Here is a 23075-nt window from a genome sequence, read left to right as displayed (position 1 = left end):
CGTCCTCGCCTGTCGGCGGACGATTGCGCCTGGGCGCCTCGCAAGGATTTCAGAGCGTTTTTTCGAGTGGCGGCCAAGAACCCCAGTCCTACGGATTCAGGTGTTGCACCATCCATTCGACCCATCGACGCGAGACATCCATGTTCTGCGCGACGCCGCGCGGCATATGCGAGTCGACGGGATAAGCGTGGAACTCGACCGGCACACCGTTATCGCGCAAGGCGCGATGCCACTCGTAGCTGTTGACGATGGGCACGTCCGCGTCTCCGACATTGGCGAGAATGAGAGTGGGGGTTTTTACGTTGCGCACATAAGTGATCGGCGATTGGTCGCGCCAGATGTGGTACGCGCCCTGCGTCCACGGCGAGCCGCCGAAGTAGTGCGTGTCTCCCTGGCCGTAGTAACTGATCGTGTAGTCCATCACCCAGTCGTTCAGCGCTGCGCCGGCGACGGCGGCTTTCCAGATCGACGATTGTGTGGTCAGCCACGTCGTCATCGTGCCGCCGTAGGACCAGCCGCCGATGCCGATGCGCGATTCGTCGACGATGCCGAGTTTTTTCACTGCCTCGAGTCCAGCCAGGATGTCGCTGCCCGGACCGGCAACGGTGTCGCGCACGATGGCGTGCTGGTAGGCGTCGCCGAGATTGTTGCTGCCTCGGTAATTCGGCTCGAACACAACGAATCCGCGCGCGGCGAGCAATTGCGGCAACGGCGAAAAGGCGAGCGTCGATGCGTCGGCCGGGCCGCCATGCAGGTTCAGCACGAGCGGATATTTTTTGCCGGCGACATAGTTCGCCGGAAAGGTGAGCACGCCGTCTTCGTGGAAACCACCGTTTTTCCACTGGATTGTTTGGTTGCGCCCGAACGCCATCTGATCGACGAAGGCATTCAGATCGGTCAGTCTGCGTGGCTTGGATTTGAGCGTATCGAGCACGTACAACTCGCCGGGATGCGTCGGCGTGTCGCCGATAAAGGCAACCGTCCCGTTGTTCGACAGGGTCAGCGGCGGATGAACCTGTATTTCGCCGAGATCGAGTCTGCGTGCGCCCCCCGACGCAGGCTGCAGCCATAGCGATCGCTGCGTGCCGTCTGGAATGACCAAGAGCAGCGCTTCGCCGTGCGCAAGCCAGGCAAAATTTTCGACGTGCCGAGCGAGCGCCTGCGTCACGTCGTGCGCCTTTCCCATCGTCGATGTGTATACGGCGTTGCCGTTGTCCAGGTCGCCGTTGCGCGGACGCATAAATGCCAGCGTATTCCCGACCGATGAGTAGTGCGGGTCGTTGCTGCCTTCGTCGCCGACGATCGTGTCGAGTTTGCCGTCGGCGACATCGACGCTCGCGATCGTGGATTTGCCCGATTGCGCCCAATACGGATTCGGAAAGCGCGTGAAGACGATGTGTTTGCCGTCGCGGGTCCACTCGGGGTCCTGCGCGCTGTCCTGATGATCGGTGGACAGGCTGAAATCGTCGCCCTGTGTCAGCCGCTTCGCCGGGCCGCCCGCGCTCGGCAAGACCCAGAGATGCCAGGGTGTGCGGCGCACGCGTACGAGATAGTCGTTGTCGGCAACGCGAAAGGGTTCGCCGCTTTTTTTCTCCTCGTCGAGATCCGGCGCATCGTCTTCGGCGATGTAGGCGATACGCGTGCCGTCGGGACTGAAACGATACGAATCCACTCCCATTGCGGCCGCAGTGAGGCGGGTCGCGTCGCCGCCGCGCGCGGCAACGATGAACACCTGAGTCTGTTTCGTCTGCGCATCTTCGGCAAGGAAAGCGAGTCGGCTTGCATCGGCGGACCAGTGCGGCGCCGACAACTGCCGGCGTCCTGCGACCAGCATCCGCCGGTGGCCGGTCGCGACGTCGACGAGGTCGAGCTCCTGCAAGGGCTCGTCGTCGCCGTCGCCCGTCGTGGAGACGACGACGGCGACTTGCTTGCCGTCGGGAGAAATCGCAGGGTCGCTCGGATGGACAAGCCGACGCAAGTCGTTCAACTGGAACGACGAAGCGGCCGTGGCCGTCCCGGCGCTGAACAGTCCCGTGCACAGACCGCACAGAATCAAGACGACGCGGAACGGTCGCTTCCTGTGCGCGGCATACCACTCCGGGCGAGGCAGAATCACAGTTTGAATTTGACCCCGACGTTGATGTAGCGCCCGATAATGCCTTCCTGGTTGAAGCCAGGGTTGTAGTTGAGTCCGGCGTAGTTGGCGGGATCGAACGGCGGCATGCGGTTGAGCAAATTGAAGATTGAGGCCGTGACCGACAGATGATCGTTGATCTGGTAGCTGCCGGTCAGATCGATCATAGTCGAAGACGGCGACCAGCAACTCGCCGGGAACGGATTGCCACCGGCATCGGTCGACAGACACGAGCCGCTGCCCGGGAAGACGCCGACGTCTTGCGCGACCATCGTCAGGCCGCTGGTATAGCGCGCCGTCACGGTGGCTGTCCACGGGGCATGGATCAATGTGTTCGACCATGAGGCGCGCCAGCGCGGCGTGCCCGTCCCGGCGGAAAGGACGTAGGGCGCCTGCAGGCCGACGAACTGGTAGACGCGGCCCGCGCCGTAGGATTGTTTCCAACTGAAGACGTCGGTGACGCTGAGCTTGCTTTCCCACTTCGTGTCGTTGCCGAACTCGAAGTGTGTCTGCAGATCGACGTCGATACCCTTGGTCTTCATCCAGTTGGCGTTGATGTAGGGGCCGATGATCTCCAGCGGTTTCGGCAGCGCATTCGGATAATTCGGATCGGGGCTCGCGGGGATGATGGTCATGCCGTTGGGCAACGGCTGGCCGGCGAAATAGCTGGCGAGCGCCGCGCCCCAATCCGGGTCGGAAATGTTTTGTGTCTTCTTGATCTGGTAGTAGTCCACCGATGCGTTGAGCCATTCGACCGGCTGCACCACGGTGCCGAACGTAGCGCTGGTCGATTTTTCCGGCTTGATGCTGGAGTTGCCGACGGAAAGTTCACCCACGTTGGTGCGCTGCACGTAGTCGCCGTTGTTGTGCGCGGCCAGAAACCAATCCGGAGCCTGGTAAGGCGTGCTGCCATACGACAGGGCGTTGCCCATCTCGGCGAAACTCGGCGCGCGGAAGCCGCGCGAGTACGTGCCGCGCAGAGCGAAGGCGTCGGTGGGTTTCCATTTCAGGCCGAGCTTGGGCGAGAAGTTATTGCCGAAATCCGAATAGTGATCGAAGCGGCCGGAGAGATTCGCTTCGAGCGAGGGCAGCAGCGGTGCGTCGAACTCGAACCACGCGCCGGCGATCGTGCGATGCCCCGCCGCCTGCACGACGTTGCGATTGAGAAATTCGTTGCCGGGATTGATCTCGGGGTAGTCCTGCGCCTCGTAGCGGAACTGCGTGCCCAACGCCAGCGTCGATGTGCCGCCGGGCAGCTCCCACAACGAACGGTTGACCGAGAAGTCGATGGAGTCGAGGTCGGAAGTGGCGTGCGTGCTGTAGCCCGGGAACAGCGCGTGCATCACCGCCGCATTGTTGGCGGACGGGTTGACGAAGTTGTACGTGCCGTTGGTGATCGCGTCGATCAATGCCTGATAGTTGAGATAACCCTGCGCGTCGGTGGTCAGATCGGTGTGGTTGAGCACGACGGCGAGATCGTAGTTCCAGTCGCCGAAGGTGCCGTTGAGATCGCCGACGATGCGCGCATTGCGATTGTCGGTGTACTGCAACTGCGGTACCGGGAAGGCATAGTTGATCAGCGCGTACTGTCCCTGCGCGGCATAGGGGTTGTTCGGGTTGAGCTGCCCGTTGGCCAGCAGGGGAGGCAGCGCAATGTAGTCTGTATTGATCGGGTTTCCGGTCTGAATCTGCGGCAGGCTGGCCTGGTTGGCCCAAGATTGATACTGAAAGACGCTGGCAGAGAGATAGGCGCGCGTGGTGTCGTTGATCTGGAAGGTGGCGCGTCCGTAGAGGCCGAGTTGCTTGGACGCAGGCTGATCCTGGCCATACTGGCCGGCGATATTCTGCGAGCAATAGGTGCCCGGATTGTTCGGATCGTTGCTCACCGTCGTAGAACCGGGGCCGCACGGCCGCAGAGGCTGCAGCAGCGCGCCGGGATTGGGTATGCCATTGAGTAGGCTGCCGCCGAAGATCGTTCCTGGCATCACCGAACCGTATACGGAGCCGACATTGCTTCCGGGCACGTTGGGATTGGTGCCGCCGATCGGTGAAAGATCGTTGCTGTTGAATGGGTAGGGACGATCGCGCGCCCAGATCGGCGTATCCGATTCGTACTGCACGCCGAAATAGAAATTGTGGCCGTCTTTCTGCAGATCGCCGATACCGCCGAGCAGCGTCGCCTTCTTGGCGAAGCCGCCGCCGCGCTGCGAGTTGCCCAGGTCGGCGGTCACCTCGAGCCCTTGGAAGTCGCGCTTGAGCACAATATTGATGACGCCGCCGATGGCATCCGCACCGTAAAGCGAGGAGGCGCTGTCCTTGAGCACCTCGATATGGTCGACCGCAACGAGCGGCAAGGTATTGAGATCGACGAACGAGCGCTCGCCGTCATCCGCGGCGGCGTAGATCGCGTTGCGCAGTCCGTCGACGAGGACGACGGTGGAATCCACTGTCAGGCCGCGCAGCGCCACGCCCGAAGCGCCCACGGCAAGGGCGCCGGAAAACGCGTTGGGCAACGAGCCGCTGTTGTCCGCCGAGAGCGAATGCACGAGATCGGACACCGTGCTGAAGCCGCTGCGCTGGATATCCGCCGCGGAAATCACCGTCACCGGAGAGGGCGTTTCCAGGTCGGTGCGCGGAACTGCGGAGCCCGTCACCGTGATCGCCTGCAATTGTTGCTTTTCCGCGGGCGTATTGGTCTGCGTCTGCGCGGCCTTGGTCGCCGAAGCATCGGTAGTTTGCGCAGATGCCATGTTCGACATCGAGGCGAGCAGGGCAGCCGCAAGGGCAACGGCAAGTTTGTCGCGTTTCATAGAGTGTCCTCATTCGGAAATAGCAATGGCCGCAGTTGTTTGATTCCTGCGCTCGTTCTGCTCCCCTTTTTTCCCACCCCGGAAAAAATTTTTGCGTACGACTCAAACTTCTTGCGATTGCTCGCGACACGCGAAGAAAAATGGCAATTGGAAAATGATTTTGAATTCGTCACCGGACCGCTGATCGCGCCGGTGACGATGGATGCCCGTCACCACGAGTTGAATGGCGAACCGGTCTCGGCCTCGCAACTGATCCAGTCGGACGGCGGCGCAGGATTTTGCGGACGCACATGCAGGAGCGACGACGCGTGAGCATTCAGGGTTGTCGTATATCCCGTCGCTGCATTGCTTACATTCTGCCGCGCCCAGAGATCGCGCACCGAAGCATGGCCCGTGAACCCGAGGTTGCTCCAATTCACGCTGACTTGCGTGCTGGCGTCGGTCAGATTGAATAAGGCGACGTAGTACGATCCGTCGCACAGATTCTGTGCCCAGACCGGAGTGTTGCCTTCGACGACGACATTGCCGGGGCGTCCTGACTGATCGACCGCGATCACTTCGTCATTGGTCAGCAGGCGGATACCGAAGCTGTCGAGCAGGGTGAGATCGTCGCCGAGTTGCAACGGCGAGTTTCCGATCGACCACAGGGTCATGGCCGTCTGCCGCTCATCGTTGCTGAGGCCGTCGACGAAAGCCGGAGAGGTGCTCATCGATACCGCCGCGGTCGGTGCCGGATCCGAATCGATCAAGATCTCGGGCGTGTCGGCGGGGTAGGCGACGTTGGTGCCGTTGCCGATTTCGAGCGAGTCGAGATCGTTCCAGCCGCGAGCCGTGCCGGCATTGGTCGTCCACAAAATGAGATCGCTAAAACGGGGAAGGATGTTCGACCATTGGGTCAAGCTCGTCGGACATTTGTGCCGGGAGCATTCGACATCGCCATCGACGCGTCGACCGTTGCTCCAGGCTTGCCACCACGACGCGTAGTCATGGTTTTGCGCGAACGAAAGATTGAGATAGATCGGCCGTCCCGTCGCAGCAATCGCGCGCGCGTAGGCCTGGATGCTCGGCCGGTGATCGATGGGCAGGTTCTGGCCGTAAGGCGCCATGCCTACCTGGGTGAAGTCGATTTTCAGATAATCGAAGCCCCACTGCGCGAACAACTGGGCGATCGACGCGGTGTATTCCTTGGCGCCCGGCTTGGTGTAGTCGATCTGGTAGAAGCCGTTGTTGTCTGCCACCAGCGGCTGGCTGACGATCTCCTGCACCCTGTGCGTAGAGCCGAGGATGGGAGTGTTGGCGGTGTACACCGCGGGTGGGACGCCGTTTTCCCAATAGATGCCGGCCTTTTGTCCGTTATGGTGGATATAGGCCGCGAGCGCAGCCATGCCGCTCGGAAAGCGCACGACGTTCGCCACCGGCCGCCCCCACGTATCGAAGGTGGTCGGGCCGCCGCATTGGCAAAGATTGCCGTTATCCCAGTCGCCGTCGATATTGATGTATTTGAAGCCGTGCGCGGTCAGGCCGCTCTGCCGCATCGCATCGGAGTTGGCGCGAATGTTCGTTTCGTTCTGAAAGCCGTCTCCCGTGGCTTCCGATGTGGCGACATGCGCCTGCATGCTCCACGTGGTCCATCCCATGTATGGCCTTGCGCCGGTGCCGTTCAACTGTGCAGACGCGTGAGCTGCCCACAACAGATTTGCGGCACCTAAGAGCAGAAATGAGATTTTTCTTCGTATGAATTTCGAAAACAAAGGTCTCTTTGAATTGGTTTTGCTCATCGCCATCCCTCCCTCGTGTGGTCAAACGATTCAATTGACGAAGTCCCGCTCGACACGATTGAGGCTGGTGCGAGCTGGAACTGCCGGCATGCAATTCGTCACCATGGGCGGCGGGAGTGCGGTTCGCGACAATGCGCGACCCCGGCACGCTGCAGTCCAATAATCATATTAATCATACTATTGTATTTATGGTATGGCCGAGGAGCCGCTTTTGATAATTCGCCAGGAACCACTTATCTGCGCAGAAAAGTTGGTCTTGCGGTTCTGCATTGGCAGCAATTTAGGAATCCATAACTTTTTAGTAAGGGAGCAATCGACAGCTCGGAAAGGTGGCGACCATGTCCAAGAAATGCTCCATGCTGAAGACGAGCTTCTCGCAATCATTGCGCAGCCGGCATCCTTGGAACCCACGCGCCACTTGAAGCGCTATGCAAGAATCTCGTTGACGCTGCGTGCATCTGTGTAACCAGGTGTGATTTTTTTTCGAGCCGACAGCAGCCACCACTCAGGAGAAGTAGTCCATGACGCTCAAGTGCATCAATCCCGCCGATCTACCGCCGCAGCAAACGTACACGCAGGTCGTCGTTGCAACGGGCAGCAAATTGGTATTTATCGCGGGACAGGAACCCGAAGACATTCACGGCAAGCTCGTCGGCGAAGGCGATCTTGCGGCCCAGGCGCGCCAGGTCTACGCCAATCTCGGTCGTGCGCTTGCCGCTGCGGGCGCCAGGCCGGACCAGGTCGCGAGGATCACGATCTATGTCGTCAATTACGATCGCGATACCTGTTTGCCGATTATCGAAGCAGCCCGGATTGCGTTGTTCGGCACCCACAAGCCCGCGGACGTCGTGCTCGGCGTGGCGTCGCTGTCACCGGGGTACCTGATCGAGGTCGATGCGATTGCAGTCATGGATTGATCGGGCGCGGGCACGCACTCTCAACGAGCTTGGTTGAGTTGATTCACTGCAGTGCGCGTCGCGCTGCAAACGGCCTAAAAGACCCGCTTCTTCATACCGCATCCGACGAAGATTGGTGAGTCACCACGCTGACCGCGGTGATGTCGGCCGTGACATTGCCGAGAGTGGCGATGGCGTCGGGCAGTGTGTCCACGGCGAGCATCAGTGCGAGCGGGCCGACCGGCACGCCCATCGCCTGCGCGACCGGCAGATTGGTCGCCATAAAACTCACCTGTCCCGGCAGGCCGACCGAACCGAGGCTGATGACCACCGCGAGCGCCGCGCCCGCGACGAGCTGTGCGGGCCCGAGATCGATATTGAGAGCCCAGGCGATAAAGCATGCGGAGGTGACGTATTGCACCGGGCTCGTCAGGCGGAACAGGCTCACCGCCATTGGCAACACCAGCGCGGCGATATGCTGCGGATGACCCAGACGCTGCACGGTGCTTTCGAGCATGGCCGGCAGCGAGGCCAGCGACGACTGCGTGCTTGCGGCCACGATCTGTGCGGGAATCAGCGCGGGAATGTAGCGTCGCAGACGTTCGCGGCCCCACAACCAGGCCACCGCGAGCATCAACAGCGTGACCATCAGATACAGCGTGCACTCCACGAGCACATAGACGCCGAGTGCGCCGATCATATGTATGCCGGCCCGCGCGCACACAGCCAGGATCAGGGCAAACACGCCGAGCGGCGCCGCCCACAACACCCAGCGCACGGTCACGATCATCGCATCGGCGATGGCCTGGAAAAACGACACCACGAGTTCGCGCCGCGCCGCTTCGATGCGCGACAGCGCAAAGCCGAAGAACAAGGCGAACACCACCAGCGGCAACATCGCGCTTTGCGCGGCGGCCATCAGCGCGTTGCTCGGCACGATGCCGTTGAGCCAGTCGGCCCAGCCGACTCCCTGCGCAGCGAGCGGTGTCTGCGGTGCGACCGCGCCACTGAGTGCGGCGGTCAACGAAGGATGGCGGTTGAACAGGCCGAACAACAATGGCGCCATCACTGCAGCGACAGCGACGCCGATTGCCAGCAGTACCACGAACACCACGAGCGCGCGCCGTGCAATACGTCCCGAAGCGGCCGCATCGCTGGCCGCATTCACGCCGACGACCACCAGGGCAAACACCAGCGGCACCACGGTCATCTGCAAGGCGTTGAGCCACAAGCGTCCGAACGGTTGAATCCAGTCGGCCGCACTGAGCGCCACGGAGGTGTTGTAGGCGTCCAAAGCCAGACCGACGACCGCGCCGAACACCAGCCCGATCAACACCCGCGTCGTTGCGCTCATAGCTGCACCTCCGGCGGCGGGAGGCCCCATTCGACATGCAGGCGCGTGTACTCGCGCTCAGGCAGCAGCACGAAGATGGGGGCATCTTCGCGCTTCAGCCACGCGAGCAAATGCGTCATCGTGGCATCGCTCATCGCGGTGCAGCCTGCCGTGGTATCCGTGGGCGATTGCCATAGATGCGCAAAAATACAACTGCCCGCACCGCGCTTGCCGGCCGCGTTGTGCTCGATCACGAAGCCGAGGCGATAATGTTGATCGCCGTTCAAATGCAGATCGCGCCGCATCGGTTCGCTGGAACCGGTGGCATCGACCGTGTTGGCATCGACGATCCGGTTGTAAGACGGCGAGCCGTCGACATCGATGCAATAGTCGGACGCCTGCAGAGCGCGGTAAGCCAACCCGGTGTCTGCGCGGTTGCCGTAGCCGAACGCCTCGCCGATGCGGAATACGCCTGCGGCGCTGCGGCCGTCGCCTTCGTGTTTGATCGGACCGTCGCCATGCGTTTCATTCAAGCCCAATCCCCAGGCAGCACCGGCGTGTCCGATCGTGACCGGTTGTGCCGTGTCCGCGGCATGCCAGCGATCGCCCTCGCGCGAATAGGTGCGCAGACTGCCGCGGTTCGTATTCCAATCCGCAATAGTCACGAGCACGAGCTGGCGTGAATCCCGCCAGGGCGACTCTCGCGATGGCACTTGCGGCGCGCGCGTGGCGCAGCCAGCGAGATACAGTGCGACGGCCGAAAGCAGCCACGGAATTAAAAAATTGCGACGGTGCTCGTGATGCATGCGAACCTGCGAAGTGGATGAAACGAAGGATTGCGAAGTCGTTCCCGGTTGACGCTGGACCTTGGTCGCTGGGCAAACTCGTTGCTAAGTTCAAGAGCATTTTTGCCACGGATTACACGGATAACACGGATCAAGAAAAATTTAGATCTATGCTTTATCCGTGTTATCCGTGTTATCCGTGTTATCCGTGTTATCCGTGTTATCCGTGTTATCCGTGTTATCCGTGGCCAAAACCGCTCTTTGCACTGCGGGGCTTTCAATCTCGTCTCGGCGCCAGAATCTTCCAACTGAAGTCGTAGTTCCATTGGTCGTAGTACAGATTGCCTCCTTCCCATTCGACTTCGCCGCGTTGCGAATCGACGGTGTCGGAGCGGAAGAATTGCTTCGGCGGAACGAAGTCCTGGGAAAAGTCGTCGTTGAAGGCGATGCGGAAATTGTCGAGGCCGCCGAGGTAAAACCATTTCAGCGGCGGGTCGGCAACATCGAGCCGGCCGTAGGTGACGTCGACGGGAATCCAGCCGTACGGGGCCAGATAAATCTCGGCCCAGTCGTGGATATTGTTGTAGTCGCCGTCGGTGAAGGTCCAACCCGACTGCCAGCGCGCCGGGATGCCGTTCATGCGCATCAACCCGATCAGCAGCATGGTCTGCTCGCCGCAGTCGCCGTGGCCGGCTTGCAGCGTGTAGCTGCTCAGGTTGGCGATGGTGGAATATTCGAGAGCGCCGGCCCACGGGATTTCGTCCACCGCCGCGAAGATCTTCTGCGCGATGCGATAGGGATTGACGGTATCGCCGACCACCTGACGCGAGAACACGCGCAGCGGCTCGGTGAACACAATATGCGGCGCCCGCTCGGCGGTGAACGGCGCAAGCTCCGGTGTGATATTCGCCAGCACGACCCTGTCGGCATCGATCGCGTGATACTGCGCGAAGAGCGTCACCTCGTAGGTCACCGAAAGCACCGTCGGCTTGCCGGCCTGTGCCGTGCGTTCGAGATGGATCGTGCGCTGCAAGGCCGATTCGGGTGCGATGCGACGGGTCGACGGCTGGCTGGCGATGAAGCGGATTTGCTCTTGCTGGCCCGGAATGGCGCGCGGGTAGGGGATCCAGGCGCGAATGGTTTTGCCGGCCGGCACGGCGTCGGCGTTCACAGTCAGGCTTTGCGTCACCTTCACGCGCTGCGGCAGCACGCTGGACCGATTCGTCGCGAGCGCCTGCCGAAGCGTCTTCCCGTCGTCCTCGGCATAGCGATCGTTGATGTCTTTCGGCAGGCCGTTGTCGGCGAACGGTGAGAGACCTTTGCTGCGTGCGCGCGCTTCGGTGCTCAGCCGAAACAGATTGGACGGCGAACGCTGGAAGTACCTTCGCTCACCGTCGATGAGCATGTGCTCGAACAAGTCTTGCCGATCCCATCGAACAAAATCGGCATCGGCGAGATCGGGAATTTGCTCGCGCAGTTTCGATTTGACTTGATCGGCATCCAGGCTGAAATCGTCGCGTATGCGTGTCATGCGTTCGCGCTGGAATTCGAATGCCCGGCGCGTCTCCGCGGACAGCCCGGGCTGTTTCAGATCGGCATCGATGCGCGCCTCGGCGGCTTGGAATTGCCCGGCGGTCACGAGATCGACGATCGTATTCAGATCGCCGCTGCCGGCATCCGGGGAAGAAAGGTCGGAGGCCGCCGCCGGCAATGCCAGAGCTAGCAGCGCGGTCAGCATCGCCGCGCACGAACGCGAGTCGCGCGTTGCGCCGGTCAGTCGCGGATTTCGCATGTCATGCACCTTGCTTGGTCCTTTGCTTCGCCACGTCTTGATCCGATCGACGATACACCGCGCGCCGATGGCCTCACGAACCTTTGCCGACGGGTTTGGCGGCGAGAATCCGTTGCAGATAGTCGGTCTTGCCGGGCACACGGACCAGATGCGGGTACTTCAGACCACCGTCGTAGCGGATCGCATGAAGCTCGCTCACGCCGTCGTTCTCAACGCGCAGTTGCAAGGGCTTCTTGCTCTTCTGTGCGCGCGCGATCTCTTCGCGTAGCACGGCCGGACTGAAGTCGCGGTCGTTGACCGAGACGAGTTTCATATTTGGCGCGAGGCCACCGTTGAATGCCGGGCCGTCCCAGAGCACATCGACGATTTTGCCGTCCTTGTGCAGGAACATGCCGATCGAGAACATTTCGTTGAAGCCTTTGCCCTCGAGTTCGCCCATGCCGACGTTTTCCAGCGCGCTTTCGTAGCCGGAAGGCGTATCGGTATAGACCAGCCGCCAACCGCTGGCTTCGATGCCGGACAGCAGCGGCACTTGTTCACCGATACCGTCGATCCAAGCGCGCAGAAATTTCTGCCAATCGAACGGCTGCACTTTGTAGAGCGCGGCGACGACATCGTCGAACGTGTAGGTATGCGTGACGAAGCTGCCGTCGTCGACGCCAAAGAAACTCTGGGCAAAATCGTCGATCGAGCGCCGTTCGCGGCTCAGCTCGCGGATCTTCGCGTCCACCGCCAGCCAGAGCAATTCGCCTTCGGGATAAAAATCGTTGCCGCGGCGCCAGTTCGACCAGGCATTGGGCGAGCCGTAATTGACCGCGGTGGTCGTGTCGATCAGCGGCCGCCATGCGCGGCCGGCATGGTGCACCATCGACGCGGCGCGGTAAGCGAATGCCTCGCGCCAGGTATCCGCCGACCACAGTCCGCTGCGCGCCGTCAGCACGTCGCCCAGATAGACGGTGAGGCCCTCGTAGACCCACAGCAGCTGGGTGTATTGAGGCTGCTCGAAATCGGGCTGCCACAATCCTTCGGGGCGCATGAACTTGCCGTTCCACGAGTGCGTGTATTCGTGCGGCAGCAGCGAGCCGTCGAGCATGAAATGGCCGGCGTCGGCGAGCATCTTCGAGCCGCCGCGCGCGCGATCGTCACTCGACTGATGATGCTCCAGGCCGCCGACCGAAGTGTAGTCGCTCAAGGTCAGCAGAAAATGGTAGCTGTCATAGTGATGCGAGCGGAACAGTGCCTGCGCCTGTTCGACCAGATGCCGATAGCCGGCGATCTGGCTGTCGGACATCGCGATCGCCGCGGCGTCGTCGCCGACCAAGTCGAGATAGCGATGCACCGACGAGTCTGCCGGCGTCAGATCGACCGTGCGGAAATATTTGCCGGCAATCACCGGCGAATCGACGAGTGTATTGAACGGCACCGGCTTGAACGCAATGCGTTCGCCGTCGCGTGCGGCCGTCTCCAGCACGCTCGCATATTGCCAGTCGGCGGGAATGACCAGCGTCGGTTGGAATATCTGTTCCTTGGTCGGAGAACCGGCGCGATACAGCGCGAGTTGATCCCAGGTAAGGTCCATGAGGTTCGGCGTCACGCGATTGCCGCCCGGAAACTGGAAACCGATCTCGACCTGGTGCTCGCCCTGAGGCACGGTCAGATGGAACGCAAACCGGTCGAGTTCATCGCGCTGCCATTCGATGCGCCGGCCGCCGGCCGTGAATGCAAAACCCATGACCTCGTCGATGCTGCCGTCCGGCGAGTGATCGCCCGGAATCCACTTCGGGTAGTACAGCGTCAACGATCCCGGTTCGGCCGGGATGATTTCGCGCACATAGAGAATCTTCTGGCCGGGGTTCGGCAGACGTACCGTCAACTCGACGGTGCCGAGTGTGCCTTGTTTGCCTGTCTCGGCCATGCACGGCATGCACGCTGCTAGGACCACCGCACCAAGCCACCATGTCAGCCGTTTCATTCTGTTCTCCGAACTACTCGATGGCATGCCCGATCGGGCGGGATATCAGCTGCAAGTTGTTTGCTCTCGAACGGATTGCCCAATGCCCGCGTGACCCCGCGCCGTAGCTGCAGCCGGCCCTACGTCGTTGTCATTCCCATCCATGCGCAGCACACCGTATTCCGATGGCGTGAAAAACGCGCTAGCTGCGCAGTGACCGTCGCTCCCAAGCCTGGCGATTTCAGCCGTCCAAAGGCATGCCGATCGCTGCGAGACGGCGAAGATCGTATCGGCTAGGCATCGGCTTGTAGAGACGGTTCTTGCTTGCCGAACCGCACGCGCCCGCGCTTGCGCAGACCGACGAATTTCCGCGTCAGATCGCGGTTTTCCAAAGGATGATGCGCCGCGGCAATCGATGAAAAACCATAACCCACAGCTATGCCGGGTGCTGGTCTTTTCATTGGTTCCTGCGCTTGGGCGATGAGTATTCTCAAACGGTACTGCAATGCGGCCGGCTCGCAGACGTCATGCGCATGCGGCCGCGTGGAATTCCGACAACAAGGTGCGGCAACCCGTCATTGCCGCATCAAGACGACATCACTTGAGTTTCCACGATTGGGGAGTACGAATCATGAAGGGCACGTCCCTGCGTTCGGCGTATCGCAAAAACGTCTTTCGGCGCAAAGCGCTGGCACTTGCCATCGGATCGGTCACCTTGGGCTTCACAGGTACGCTGTGGGCGCAGGCGACCAACGGCACCATCTACGGTACGGTTCCGGCGGCTGCCGGTGAAACGATCCAGATCACCGGCGGCGCGGGTTTCAATCGCACCGTCGAAGTGGATGCCAACGGCAAATATTCGGTCACGCTGCCGGTCGGCACGTATACCGTTTCGCTGTTGCAGGACGGCAAGGTCGTGGAATCGCGCAACGATGTGAGCCCGGTGGCCGCAGGCGCGGTCGCGGTGGACTTCGGCAAGAAGGGCGCGGCGGCATCGTCCGAGACACTCGGCACGGTCAAGGTCGTCGGGCAGGTCGCCACCATCGACGTGTCCACCACCAATCAGGTGACGACGATCACGGCGAAACAATTGCAGCAGTTGCCGATTGCGCGCACCGCCGAAGACATCGCCATGCTCGCGCCGGGCGTCAACATGGCTTCGGCCGAGTTGGGCACCGGCCCGTTGGGCACGCCGACCTTGGTCTTCGGCGGAGCTTCCGCGGCCGAGAATGCCTACTACGTGGACGGCATGAATACCACGGAGCTGCTCAACAATATGGGCGGCGTCTCCCTGCCGTACGGCGCCATCGAGCAGCAGCAGACCTATATCAGCGGCTACGACGCCCGCTACGGCCGCTCGATCGGCGGCGTGGTCAACCAGATCGGCAAGAGCGGCTCGAACGAGTGGCATTTCGGCGCACGCGCGCTGTGGCAGCCGGGCAGCCTGCGCGACGATCCGATCAATTACTACTATGCCAATCCATTGTTGACGACGGGCGCCAACAAGGTCGGCAATCTGGCCTATTTCCGCAAGAACAACGGCCACGACGAAACGACCTACGATGCCTACGTGAGCGGCCCGATCATCGAGGACAAGCTGTTCTTCTTCCTCGGCGTCGAGCAGGACAACACCCATTACCGGACGACGACGTCTTTCGCCAGCAGTGGCGCCACCACGGAAAACGTGACCCAGCACGATCCCAAGGTCTACGCCAAGATCAACTGGAACATCAACGACGCCAACGTCTTCAGCCTCACCGGCCTGCAGAACGAGCACAAGACCTGGGGGACGATTTACGACTTCGACTACGGCAGCTTGCAGCGCGGCGGCTTCAACGCTCTCGACCAGACCACCAAGACCGCTTTCCGCATGTGGGTGGCGAATTACACGTCCTATCTCACCGACAACCTGACCTTGAACGCGATGTTCGGCAAGATGCACGGCGAGTACTACACGACGCAGCCCGGCTATCCCGGTTACGATCCGTCGTTGCCGCACGTTGCCAGCGCATCCTTCCAGGACCCGGCATTCGTGCCGCCCGGCGGCATCAAGAACGCGCAGGGCAACTCGTCGATCGCCGATCCGAATCATCGGGAAACGGTGACCAATTACCGCTTGAGTCTGGAGTGGAAACTCGGCAACCACCAACTCCAGTTTGGCATCGACAATATCAACTCCCAGGATCTCAACGATGGCTCGGTGAATCCGGGACCCGGTTATCAGTGGATCTACGGCACGAGTACGGCCGGTCAACCGGTGTTCGGCGTCGACCCCAACGTGCCGCCGTATGTCGGGCCGTCGACGCAGTGCGCGAGCGTCGCGGGTCCCAACGGCAAGATTCCATGCTATTACGTGCAGAAGCACGTCGATATCTCGGCCGCCTCGGTGCGCGTGGCGCAGCGCGCCGCGTACATCATGGACAACTGGCAAGTCACGCCGAACCTGCTGCTGAACCTCGGCATCCGTGACGATTCGTTCGTCAATTACGACGGTTCGGGCGTGCCCTACATCCGCGAGACCAAACCGCAGTGGGCGCCGCGCCTCGGCTTCAGTTGGGACGTGCACGGCGATTCCAGCCTGAAGATATTCGGCAATGCCGGCCGTTACTATCTGGCGCTGCCGGCCAATGTGGCATTGTCGATCGCCGCGCCGGTGACCAACGCGGGCGTCTACGGCACCTACACGGGCATCAACCCGACCACCGGCGAGCCGATCGGTTTCACGCCGCTGCCGCAAAATCCGGGGACGGGCGTGTCGATCGACAGCGAGTACGGCCAGGCCAAGGACCCGCGCATCTCCGCTGCGCAGAACATCAAGGCCGAGTTCTCCGACAACTTCGTTTTCGGCATCCAGCAGCAGTTCGAGATGCTCGGCACGAATTGGACGTTCGGCGCGACCGGCACGTACCAGCGCATGAACCGCATCATCGACGACGTCGACGCGATCCAGAACGAGTGCGCCGCCGGACGCGCTCAGGGTTATGCCTGGATGACGGCGGAAACCTGTGATCAGTGGGCGCAGAGTCTGGTCCTGATGAACCCCGGTGCGACCAACAACCTGCTGATGAAGGCGCCGGACGGAAGCCTCGTCCCGGTGAAGTTCACCGCCGCCGATCAGGGTTTTCCGATGGGCCCGAAGCGCCGCTACTACTCGATCGATCTGTCGCTGGAACATACCTGGGACAGCAAGTGGTTCGCCAAGATCGACTATGTGTTCTCGCGCACTTGGGGCAACACCGAAGGACCGGTGAGCACGTATTCTGCGCAGGGCGGTTCCTACGAGTCGCTCACTACCGCCTGGGATTTCCCGGAAAGAATGGAATATTCCAATGGCCTCCTGCCGAACGACCGCAAGCACCAGCTCAAAATCTTCGGCGCGTATGCGCTCACTTCGGAATGGACGCTCGGCGGCAATCTGTACGTCGCCTCCGGCACACCGCGCATGTGCCGCGGCCGCTACGGCGTGGACCAGGTTGCCCTGCATGGTTCCAATACGTATTACTGGTGCGGCGGTGTGCCGGTTCCGCCGGGTTCGCTAGGCCGCCTGCCGTGGAACCATCAGCTCGGTCTCAACGTGGACTACAGGCCGAACTGGGCCGACCACAAGCTCGATTTCAATCTGGCTGTCCTCAACGTGTTCAACAACCAGACGGCGCTGTATTACGGCGACAGCTTCAGATCGACGTCCAACCCGAACCCGACCTACGGAATGATCCAGGACTCGCAGCCGCCGCGCTATGTCCGACTGTCCGTCGCCTACGACTTCTGAAGAGTGCAAGCCGTGTCTCCACGCCGGGCGGGATTGGCCCGGCGTTTTTTTGTGGACGTCGAGCGTCTTGTGTAGCCTGTTGCTTTGACTTGAAGACGTTGACGATATGACGCCGCACACAGATCCACGACTTGCGCAGAACGCCTCGCGCGCACCGCTTTCGCGCACCGCCGCGCGCATGCTGGCGCGCGCGAAAGAGGAGTGGGAGCGCCGCGATTTCGCCGCCGCGGAACACTCGTTGTCCAACGTGCTCGCGTTGGCCCCCGACGAGCTGAGTGCGGTGCGCATGCTCGGCATGGCGGTCCAGCGTCTTGGCGATCACGCGCGCGCGATCGACTGTTTCCGGCGCGTGCTGGCAGCGCATCCCGACGACTCCGACATTCACGTCTGCCTCGGCATCGCGCTGCACGAGCGCGGCGAAACCGCGGATGCGGTGCAGCATCTGCGCCAGGCGTGTGCGCTGGACCCTCGCTCCGCATCGGCCTGGTTCAATCTCGGCGAGGCACTCGTGCAGCAAGTGCATACCGGCGAAGCGGTCGTCGCGCTGCGCCGCGCCCTCGAGCTCGATCCCGCGCATGTATCGGCGCGGCTGTCCTTGTCCAAGGCGCAGGCGAGCCTCGGCGAGATCGACACCGCGATCGCGGGATTCCGCGAACTGCTGCGCCGCGACCCCGGCAATGCGGAAGGCTGGTTCGGCCTGTCGAATCTCAACACGGTGCGCTTCGACGCGGCCGATGTCGTGTCTTTGCAGCGCGCTTTGACGCGTCAGGACTTGCCGCCGCGTTCACGCGAGTTGCTCGGCTTCAGCTACGCAAAAGCACTCGAAGACCAGGGCGACTATGCGCAGGCGTTCGAAGCGTTCCGCACCGCCAATGCCTCGCGGCGCCGGCGAGTGACGTGGGACGCCGCGGGCGAGCGCAAGCGCGTCGAGGAAATCCAGCGCGTGTTTGCCGACGGAACGCCATCGCCGTTGGACGACCGGCTCGGTGCCGAAGCGATCCTGATCGTCAGCATTCCGCGTTCCGGTTCGACCCTGGTCGAGCAGATCCTCGCTTCGCATCCGCAGGTCGAAGGCGCGAACGAGATCAAGGACATGACCGAGATCATCGACGCGGAAACGCGGCGGCGCAATTCGGCATTCCCGCTCTGGGTGCCTGATGCGACGGCGGAGGATTGGCAGCGCCTCGGTCGCGATTATCTTGCGCGAACCGCACGCTGGCGCCGGACGCGGCCGCGCTTCACCGACAAAAGCCTGCTCAACTGGTATCTCGTCGGCGCGGCATTGGCGATGCTGCCGGCGGCGCGCGTGGTGATCATTCGCCGTGATCCGGTGGAGACGTGCCTCGCGTGCTTCCGTCAGCTTTTCAGCGAACGCAGCAGTTTTGCCTGCGATCTCGACGAACTGGCCGACTACTGCATTGACTTCCTGCGCCTCACGCGTTTCTGGCGCGAACAATTTCCCGAGCGTGTGCTCGATCTTCAGTACGAAACCCTGCAGGCCGAACCGGAAGCGGAAATTCGCCGCCTGCTGGAATTCTGCGATCTGCCGTTCGATCCCGCCTGCCTCGAATTCCACAAGACCTCGCGCGCCGTGCTGAGCGCGCCGAGTGCGGCGCAGGTGCGCCAACCGCTGCGCCGCGACACCGCGCGCAGCGCGCGCTACGGCGACAAGCTCGATCGGCTGCGCGAGCGCCTGCAGGCTGCCGGGGTTGCGTTGGAATGAACGTGAACTCCAATTCCACTCACCACTGTCCACTGCATTGCTGAAATGACCGACGCACTTCCTTACTCCTTGCTCGACGGCGCCATCGTCGCCACCCACGAGGTGCGCATCTCGCCGTTCGATCGCGGCTTCCTGTTTGGCGATGGCGTCTATGAAGTCGTGCCGAGCTACAACGGCAAGCCGTTTCGCCTGGAGGCGCACTTCGAACGATTGCGGTCGGGCCTCGATGCGCTGCAGATCGCCGATCCTTACCCGCGCGCACGCTGGCTCGAACTCGTGCACGAACTGATCGCCGCGAACGGCGGCGGCGATATGGGCATCTATCTCGAGGTCACGCGTGGCACCGGCCGCGGCCGCGATTTTTTGCCCGAAGCGGATATGAAGCCGACGGTCTTCGGCTTCTGCTGGCGGCTGAAGGAGCCGCAGCCTGCGTCATTGCAGCAAGGCATTGCGGCGGCGACGCTGGAAGATATCCGCTGGTCGCGTTGCGACATCAAGTCGATCTCGTTGCTCGGTCCGGTGCTGCTGCGCATGCAGGCCGCGCAGCAAGACGCGGACGAAGCGATCCTGCTGCGCGGCGACGTTCTCGCCGAAGGCGGGTCGAGTGCTGTATTCGTGGTGAAGCAGGATCGCATCGTCACGCCGCCGCCCGGCCGCGAACGTCTGCCGAGCATCACGCGCCTCGTCGTCGGCGATGTACTCGACGCGCTCGGCTTGCCGCTGGACGTGCGTGAAGTGCATCGAGACGAGTTGTTGGCCGCGGACGAAATCTGGATCGCAAGTTCGACGCGGGAAGCGCTGCCGGTCACGCGGCTCGACGGCAAGGTTGTCGGCACGGGCCAGCCGGGCCCGCTCTGGCGCCGCGTGTTCGAAGAGTTTCAGGCGCTCAAGAAACGCGAAGCGGGCTGAACTCCGTTCGCCCTGAGCGCTTCGACTTTCGCTCAGGACAGGCTACGGCGCGGAGTGCCGAAATCGAAGGGGTCGGAGGTCGCATTGATCGTGGTGTTTCGACTTCGCGGAACTGCGCTCCGCTACGCTCAACACGAACGGCGTAAATTTTGCGACAGGTTCAAACAAGAGTTACGTTCGGGCGTTGCTGAGCATGGCGGAAGACCTGGGCGTCACTTCCACGCATTGATAAAGAACGTAATCACAATCGCGTTGGTGAAATCGATCAGAAACGCGCCGACCAGGGGCGCGACGAGGAATGCCCTCGGAGCGGGCCCGAAACGCTCGGTCAATGAATCCATCACGGCCATCGCGTTCGCCGTGATGCCGAGCATAAATCCGGCAAAGCCGCCGGTCATGACCGCGGCATCGTAGTCGCGCCCCATCAGCTGCAGCAGCGGCCAGCAACAGAAAGCCACGACGATGATCGTCTGCACGCCGAGGTTGACCAGGAGCGGCGTCGCCACGCCGGCGAGTTCCCATAGATGCAGGTCCATCAGGGCGACGGCGAGAAACAGCGAAAGACAGATGCTGCCGATCGTGTCGATGCTCGGCACGGAAAGACCGAACCAGCCGAAATGGTCGTCGATATTGCGCATCACGGCGCCGACCAGCATCGCGCCGATATAGCTCGGCATGGTCAGGTCGAGCGCGTGCAGACCGTCGCTGACCCATGCGCCGAGCCCCATCGCCACGAGCAGCAGCACGAGGCTTTTGAGTCCGTGCGGAAGCCGCTCGTTTGTGCTGCCTGTGTTACTTGCCGCCGCGGCTGCCGGCGTTTCCGACGCGGCGCTGCTCGCTGCCGCCGCCGATCCGGCGTGCGCGAGTTTGTGGCGCTCGATCAGCATCGTCGCCAGCGGTGCGCCGACGATCGAGCCGATGACGATGCCCGCCATCGCCGAGGCCAGCGCGATGCTCTTCGCGCCGACCACGCCGGCCTGTTCGAACAGCGGCGCAAACGCCAGTCCGGTCGCCGGTCCGCCGGTCAGCGTCGCCGATCCGGCAACGACGCCGAACAGCGGCGACAGACCGAAGGCCTTGGCCAAACCGATGCCGACGACGTTCTGCACCACGGCGAGAAAAGTGGCGAGACCGAGGAACAGCGCGACCTGGCGGCCGCTGATCCGCAGCAGGCTTACGCTCGCGTTGAAACCGATGCTGGTGAAGAACGCGATCATCAGCGGCCGTTCCAGCGTCGTGTCGAACTGCACCGGCACGGCGTCCCAATGCCGGCACGCGAGCAGCGCAAGAGCGACGAGCAGACCGCCGATCACCGACGCCGGGATGTTGAACCGCGCAAGCTGCGGCAGCCGCCGCCGGATGGCATAGCCGGCAAGCAGGCACAAGCCGCCGGCGGCCAGAGTCTGAATCGGGTCGAGCGTCAGCATGCGCGTTCTTCGGATGCCGTCGTCAACGGACCGCCTGCACCTTGCCGAGACCGTCTTTGCTGCGCGGATCGCTCGCCGCCGTCTTCGTGTTCGTGGTCTTGTCCCAGACCACCACATTCATATTGCCCCACGATTCGCGGTCGTGGATGGCGTAGCCCATCGCTTTGAGTTTTTCGATCACGTCGGCGGGCAGGCTGCCGGTTTCGACGTCGATGCGATCGGGTAGGTACTGATGATGAAAGCGCTTCTGCGCAGTGATCTCGGGTGCGCTCTTGCCGTCGATGAAAGCGAGCATGCCTTCGAGCACTTGGGTCATGATGGTCGAGCCGCCAGGCGAGCCGATGACGGCGACGCGGTCCTTGCCGATGACGAAGCTCGGCGTCATTGCCGACAGCATGCGTTTGCCCGCTACCGCGGCGTTGGCGGAGCCGCCGATCAGGCCGTAGGCGTTCGGCTTTCCGGGTACCAGGGCGAAGTCGTCCATCTCGTTATTGAGCAGCACGCCGCTCTTGCCTGCGACGAATCCGGAGCCCAGCGTGGTGTTGACCGTGCAAGTCATCGACACCATGTTGCCGTCCTTGTCGATGATCGAGAAATGCGTGGTGTGCATGCCCGCTTCCGGCGCATGTGCGGCCGGCAGCCATTCGGATTTCGTCGCCTGCTCGGGCAGGATGCTTTGGCGCAATCCGTCCGCGTAGTAGGGCGACAGCAGCATGTCCATCGGCACTTTCACGAAATCGGTATCGCCCAGATATTCGTTGTGATCGCGATAGGCGCGGCGCATCGCTTCGACTTCGTAATGGATGCGGTGGGCCTGATCGAGACCCTGCAAATCGATGCCGGCAAGTATGTTCAGCACCTCGCCGACGACGACACCGCCCGCCGACGGCGGCGGTGCCGTAAGGATCTTGAAGCCGTTGTAGGTCAGCTCGATCGGCTTGCGCTCCTTGGCTTGATAGCTCGCGAGATCGGTCGTCGTCCAGGTGCCGCCGGCCGCTTTTACCGCCGCGACCATTTCTTCGGCGACTTCGCCTTTGTAGAAACCGTCGGCGCCTTTTTCCGCGAAAATCCTCAGCGTGCGTGCCTGCGCTTGGTCACGAAAGATGTCGCCCGTTGTCGGCGCTTTGCCGTTCGGGAAAAACTTGGCCGTCGACGCGGCGTAGCGGCGCAGCACGTCGGCGCGGTGTTCGATCGAATGCACGAGCGCCGAAGTCGGGTGGACTCCTTTTTCGGCGAAGTCGATCGCGGGCTGCACCGATTTCTTCAGCGGCAGCTTGCCGAAATGTTGCGCAATATAGGCCAGGCCCGCAGGCGATCCCGGGATGCCCGCGGCCAACGGACCGTTGAGCGACGTGTCGCGATTGGGCGTGCCGTCCGTATTGAGATAGTCCGCCGACTTCACCGCCGCCGGCGCCATCTCGCGCGAGTCGATAAACGTATCTTTGCCGCTCGCCGCATCGTGGATCAAGGCGAGAAAGCCGCCGCCGATGCCGGACGCTTCCGGCTGCAGCACCGACAACGACGTGGCGACCGCGATCGCCGCGTCCATCGCGTTGCCGCCTTCGGCGAGCACGCTGAAGCCGGCCTCCGTGGCGTGCGCGTTGGCGCTGGCGATTGCGGCTGTTTTCGTCGTCGTGCCGGTATCGCGCGCAAACACGGGTGAGCAAAGCGCGACGACGATAGCCGCGAGGGCGAGTCGATGCGGCCACGACGGGTTGCGGGATTGCGTGTGCGATAGCGGCATGAGGCGGTTGCTCATATTTATGCT

Annotated in this window: 14 protein-coding genes; 4 read left to right on the top strand and 10 right to left on the bottom strand. The window is 62.2% G+C overall.

Annotated features, from left to right (window positions below):
• Window positions 1-88 precede the first annotated feature (88 nt).
• The 3 genes from FFS30_RS08265 to FFS30_RS08255 form a co-directional block, all read right to left on the bottom strand.
• Window positions 89-2116 (bottom strand): S9 family peptidase, encoded by a 2028-nt coding sequence (locus FFS30_RS08265; protein ID WP_171014505.1) that lies wholly within the window; start codon window positions 2114-2116, stop codon window positions 89-91.
• Window positions 2113-4944 carry a TonB-dependent receptor gene (locus FFS30_RS08260; protein ID WP_137912680.1) on the bottom strand — a complete coding sequence of 944 codons (2832 nt, stop codon included), beginning with the start codon at window positions 4942-4944 and terminating at the stop codon, window positions 2113-2115. Before FFS30_RS08260 ends, FFS30_RS08265 begins: the two co-directional genes overlap by 4 nt.
• 209 nt (window positions 4945-5153) lie before the next feature.
• Window positions 5154-6581: a glycoside hydrolase family 27 protein gene (locus tag FFS30_RS08255; protein WP_171014504.1), complete on the bottom strand. Its 1428-nt coding sequence runs from the start codon at window positions 6579-6581 to the stop codon at window positions 5154-5156.
• 662 nt (window positions 6582-7243) lie between these two features.
• Between FFS30_RS08255 and FFS30_RS08250 the strand changes: the two genes are divergently transcribed.
• A complete protein-coding gene (locus FFS30_RS08250) occupies window positions 7244-7639 on the top strand; it encodes a RidA family protein (RefSeq protein WP_137912678.1) in 396 nt (131 codons plus the stop codon).
• Window positions 7640-7730: 91 nt separating this feature from the next.
• On the opposite strand, the gene FFS30_RS08245 is transcribed toward FFS30_RS08250, so the two are convergent.
• The 5 genes from FFS30_RS08245 to FFS30_RS08225 form a co-directional block, all read right to left on the bottom strand.
• Window positions 7731-8972: a dicarboxylate/amino acid:cation symporter gene (locus FFS30_RS08245; protein ID WP_137912677.1), complete on the bottom strand. Its 1242-nt coding sequence runs from the start codon at window positions 8970-8972 to the stop codon at window positions 7731-7733.
• Entirely contained in the window at window positions 8969-9616 is a 648-nt protein-coding gene (locus FFS30_RS08240; protein ID WP_343182324.1) for a hypothetical protein, read from the bottom strand. Before FFS30_RS08240 ends, FFS30_RS08245 begins: the two co-directional genes overlap by 4 nt.
• Window positions 9617-10013: 397 nt before the next feature.
• Complete coding sequence (locus FFS30_RS08235) at window positions 10014-11528, bottom strand: transglutaminase-like domain-containing protein (RefSeq protein ID WP_137912676.1); 1515 nt, start codon at window positions 11526-11528, stop codon at window positions 10014-10016.
• A 73-nt stretch (window positions 11529-11601) separates the two neighbouring features.
• Complete coding sequence (locus tag FFS30_RS08230) at window positions 11602-13500, bottom strand: M61 family metallopeptidase (protein WP_171014502.1); 1899 nt, start codon at window positions 13498-13500, stop codon at window positions 11602-11604.
• Window positions 13501-13772: 272 nt separating this feature from the next.
• The gene (locus FFS30_RS08225; RefSeq protein ID WP_137912674.1) at window positions 13773-13985 is read right to left on the bottom strand and encodes a hypothetical protein; all 213 of its coding nucleotides are present in this window, start codon (window positions 13983-13985) and stop codon (window positions 13773-13775) included.
• Between the two features lie 125 nt (window positions 13986-14110).
• Here FFS30_RS08225 and FFS30_RS08220 point away from each other — a divergent pair, with 125 nt between their 5' ends.
• The 3 genes from FFS30_RS08220 to FFS30_RS08210 all read left to right on the top strand — a co-directional run bounded on the left by FFS30_RS08220 (window position 14111) and on the right by FFS30_RS08210 (window position 19880).
• Complete coding sequence (locus tag FFS30_RS08220; RefSeq protein ID WP_171014501.1) at window positions 14111-17248, top strand: TonB-dependent receptor; 3138 nt, start codon at window positions 14111-14113, stop codon at window positions 17246-17248.
• A gap of 106 nt (window positions 17249-17354) precedes the next feature.
• Window positions 17355-18971: a sulfotransferase gene (locus FFS30_RS08215; RefSeq protein WP_137912672.1), complete on the top strand. Its 1617-nt coding sequence runs from the start codon at window positions 17355-17357 to the stop codon at window positions 18969-18971.
• Window positions 18972-19016: 45 nt separating this feature from the next.
• On the top strand, window positions 19017-19880 hold the full coding sequence (locus FFS30_RS08210; protein ID WP_137912671.1) for a D-amino acid aminotransferase: 864 nt from the start codon (window positions 19017-19019) through the stop codon (window positions 19878-19880).
• Window positions 19881-20092: 212 nt separating this feature from the next.
• On the opposite strand, the gene gltS is transcribed toward FFS30_RS08210, so the two are convergent.
• On the bottom strand, window positions 20093-21307 hold the full coding sequence (gltS, locus tag FFS30_RS08205) for a sodium/glutamate symporter (protein ID WP_137912670.1): 1215 nt from the start codon (window positions 21305-21307) through the stop codon (window positions 20093-20095).
• 22 nt (window positions 21308-21329) lie between these two features.
• Window positions 21330-23066, bottom strand: coding sequence for a gamma-glutamyltransferase (ggt, locus tag FFS30_RS08200; protein WP_249352317.1), 1737 nt, complete (start codon window positions 23064-23066; stop codon window positions 21330-21332).
• Between the last annotated feature and the right edge of the window lie 9 nt (window positions 23067-23075).

The organism is Rudaea sp. 3F27F6, from assembly GCF_005503555.1.
In the GTDB taxonomy this organism is placed as follows: domain Bacteria; phylum Pseudomonadota; class Gammaproteobacteria; order Xanthomonadales; family Rhodanobacteraceae; genus Rudaea.
Note: the sequence above shows the minus strand (reverse complement) of the source record. Positions and strands in the feature narration are given on the sequence as shown.

Excerpts from the sequence above, each read along its gene's own strand:
- FFS30_RS08260 (WP_137912680.1), bottom strand. The coding sequence starts at position 4,944 with ATGAAACGCGACAAACTTGCCGTTGCCCTTGCGGCTGCCCTGCTCGCC.
- FFS30_RS08255 (WP_171014504.1), bottom strand. The coding sequence starts at position 6,581 with ATGGGATGGACCACGTGGAGCATGCAGGCGCATGTCGCCACATCGGAA.
- FFS30_RS08250 (WP_137912678.1), top strand. The coding sequence starts at position 7,244 with ATGACGCTCAAGTGCATCAATCCCGCCGATCTACCGCCGCAGCAAACG.
- FFS30_RS08245 (WP_137912677.1), bottom strand. The coding sequence starts at position 8,972 with ATGAGCGCAACGACGCGGGTGTTGATCGGGCTGGTGTTCGGCGCGGTC.
- FFS30_RS08235 (WP_137912676.1), bottom strand. The coding sequence starts at position 11,528 with ATGCGAAATCCGCGACTGACCGGCGCAACGCGCGACTCGCGTTCGTGC.
- FFS30_RS08230 (WP_171014502.1), bottom strand. The coding sequence starts at position 13,500 with ATGAAACGGCTGACATGGTGGCTTGGTGCGGTGGTCCTAGCAGCGTGC.
- FFS30_RS08220 (WP_171014501.1), top strand. The coding sequence starts at position 14,111 with ATGAAGGGCACGTCCCTGCGTTCGGCGTATCGCAAAAACGTCTTTCGG.
- FFS30_RS08215 (WP_137912672.1), top strand. The coding sequence starts at position 17,355 with ATGACGCCGCACACAGATCCACGACTTGCGCAGAACGCCTCGCGCGCA.
- FFS30_RS08210 (WP_137912671.1), top strand. The coding sequence starts at position 19,017 with ATGACCGACGCACTTCCTTACTCCTTGCTCGACGGCGCCATCGTCGCC.
- gltS (WP_137912670.1), bottom strand. The coding sequence starts at position 21,307 with ATGCTGACGCTCGACCCGATTCAGACTCTGGCCGCCGGCGGCTTGTGC.
- ggt (WP_249352317.1), bottom strand. The coding sequence starts at position 23,066 with ATGAGCAACCGCCTCATGCCGCTATCGCACACGCAATCCCGCAACCCG.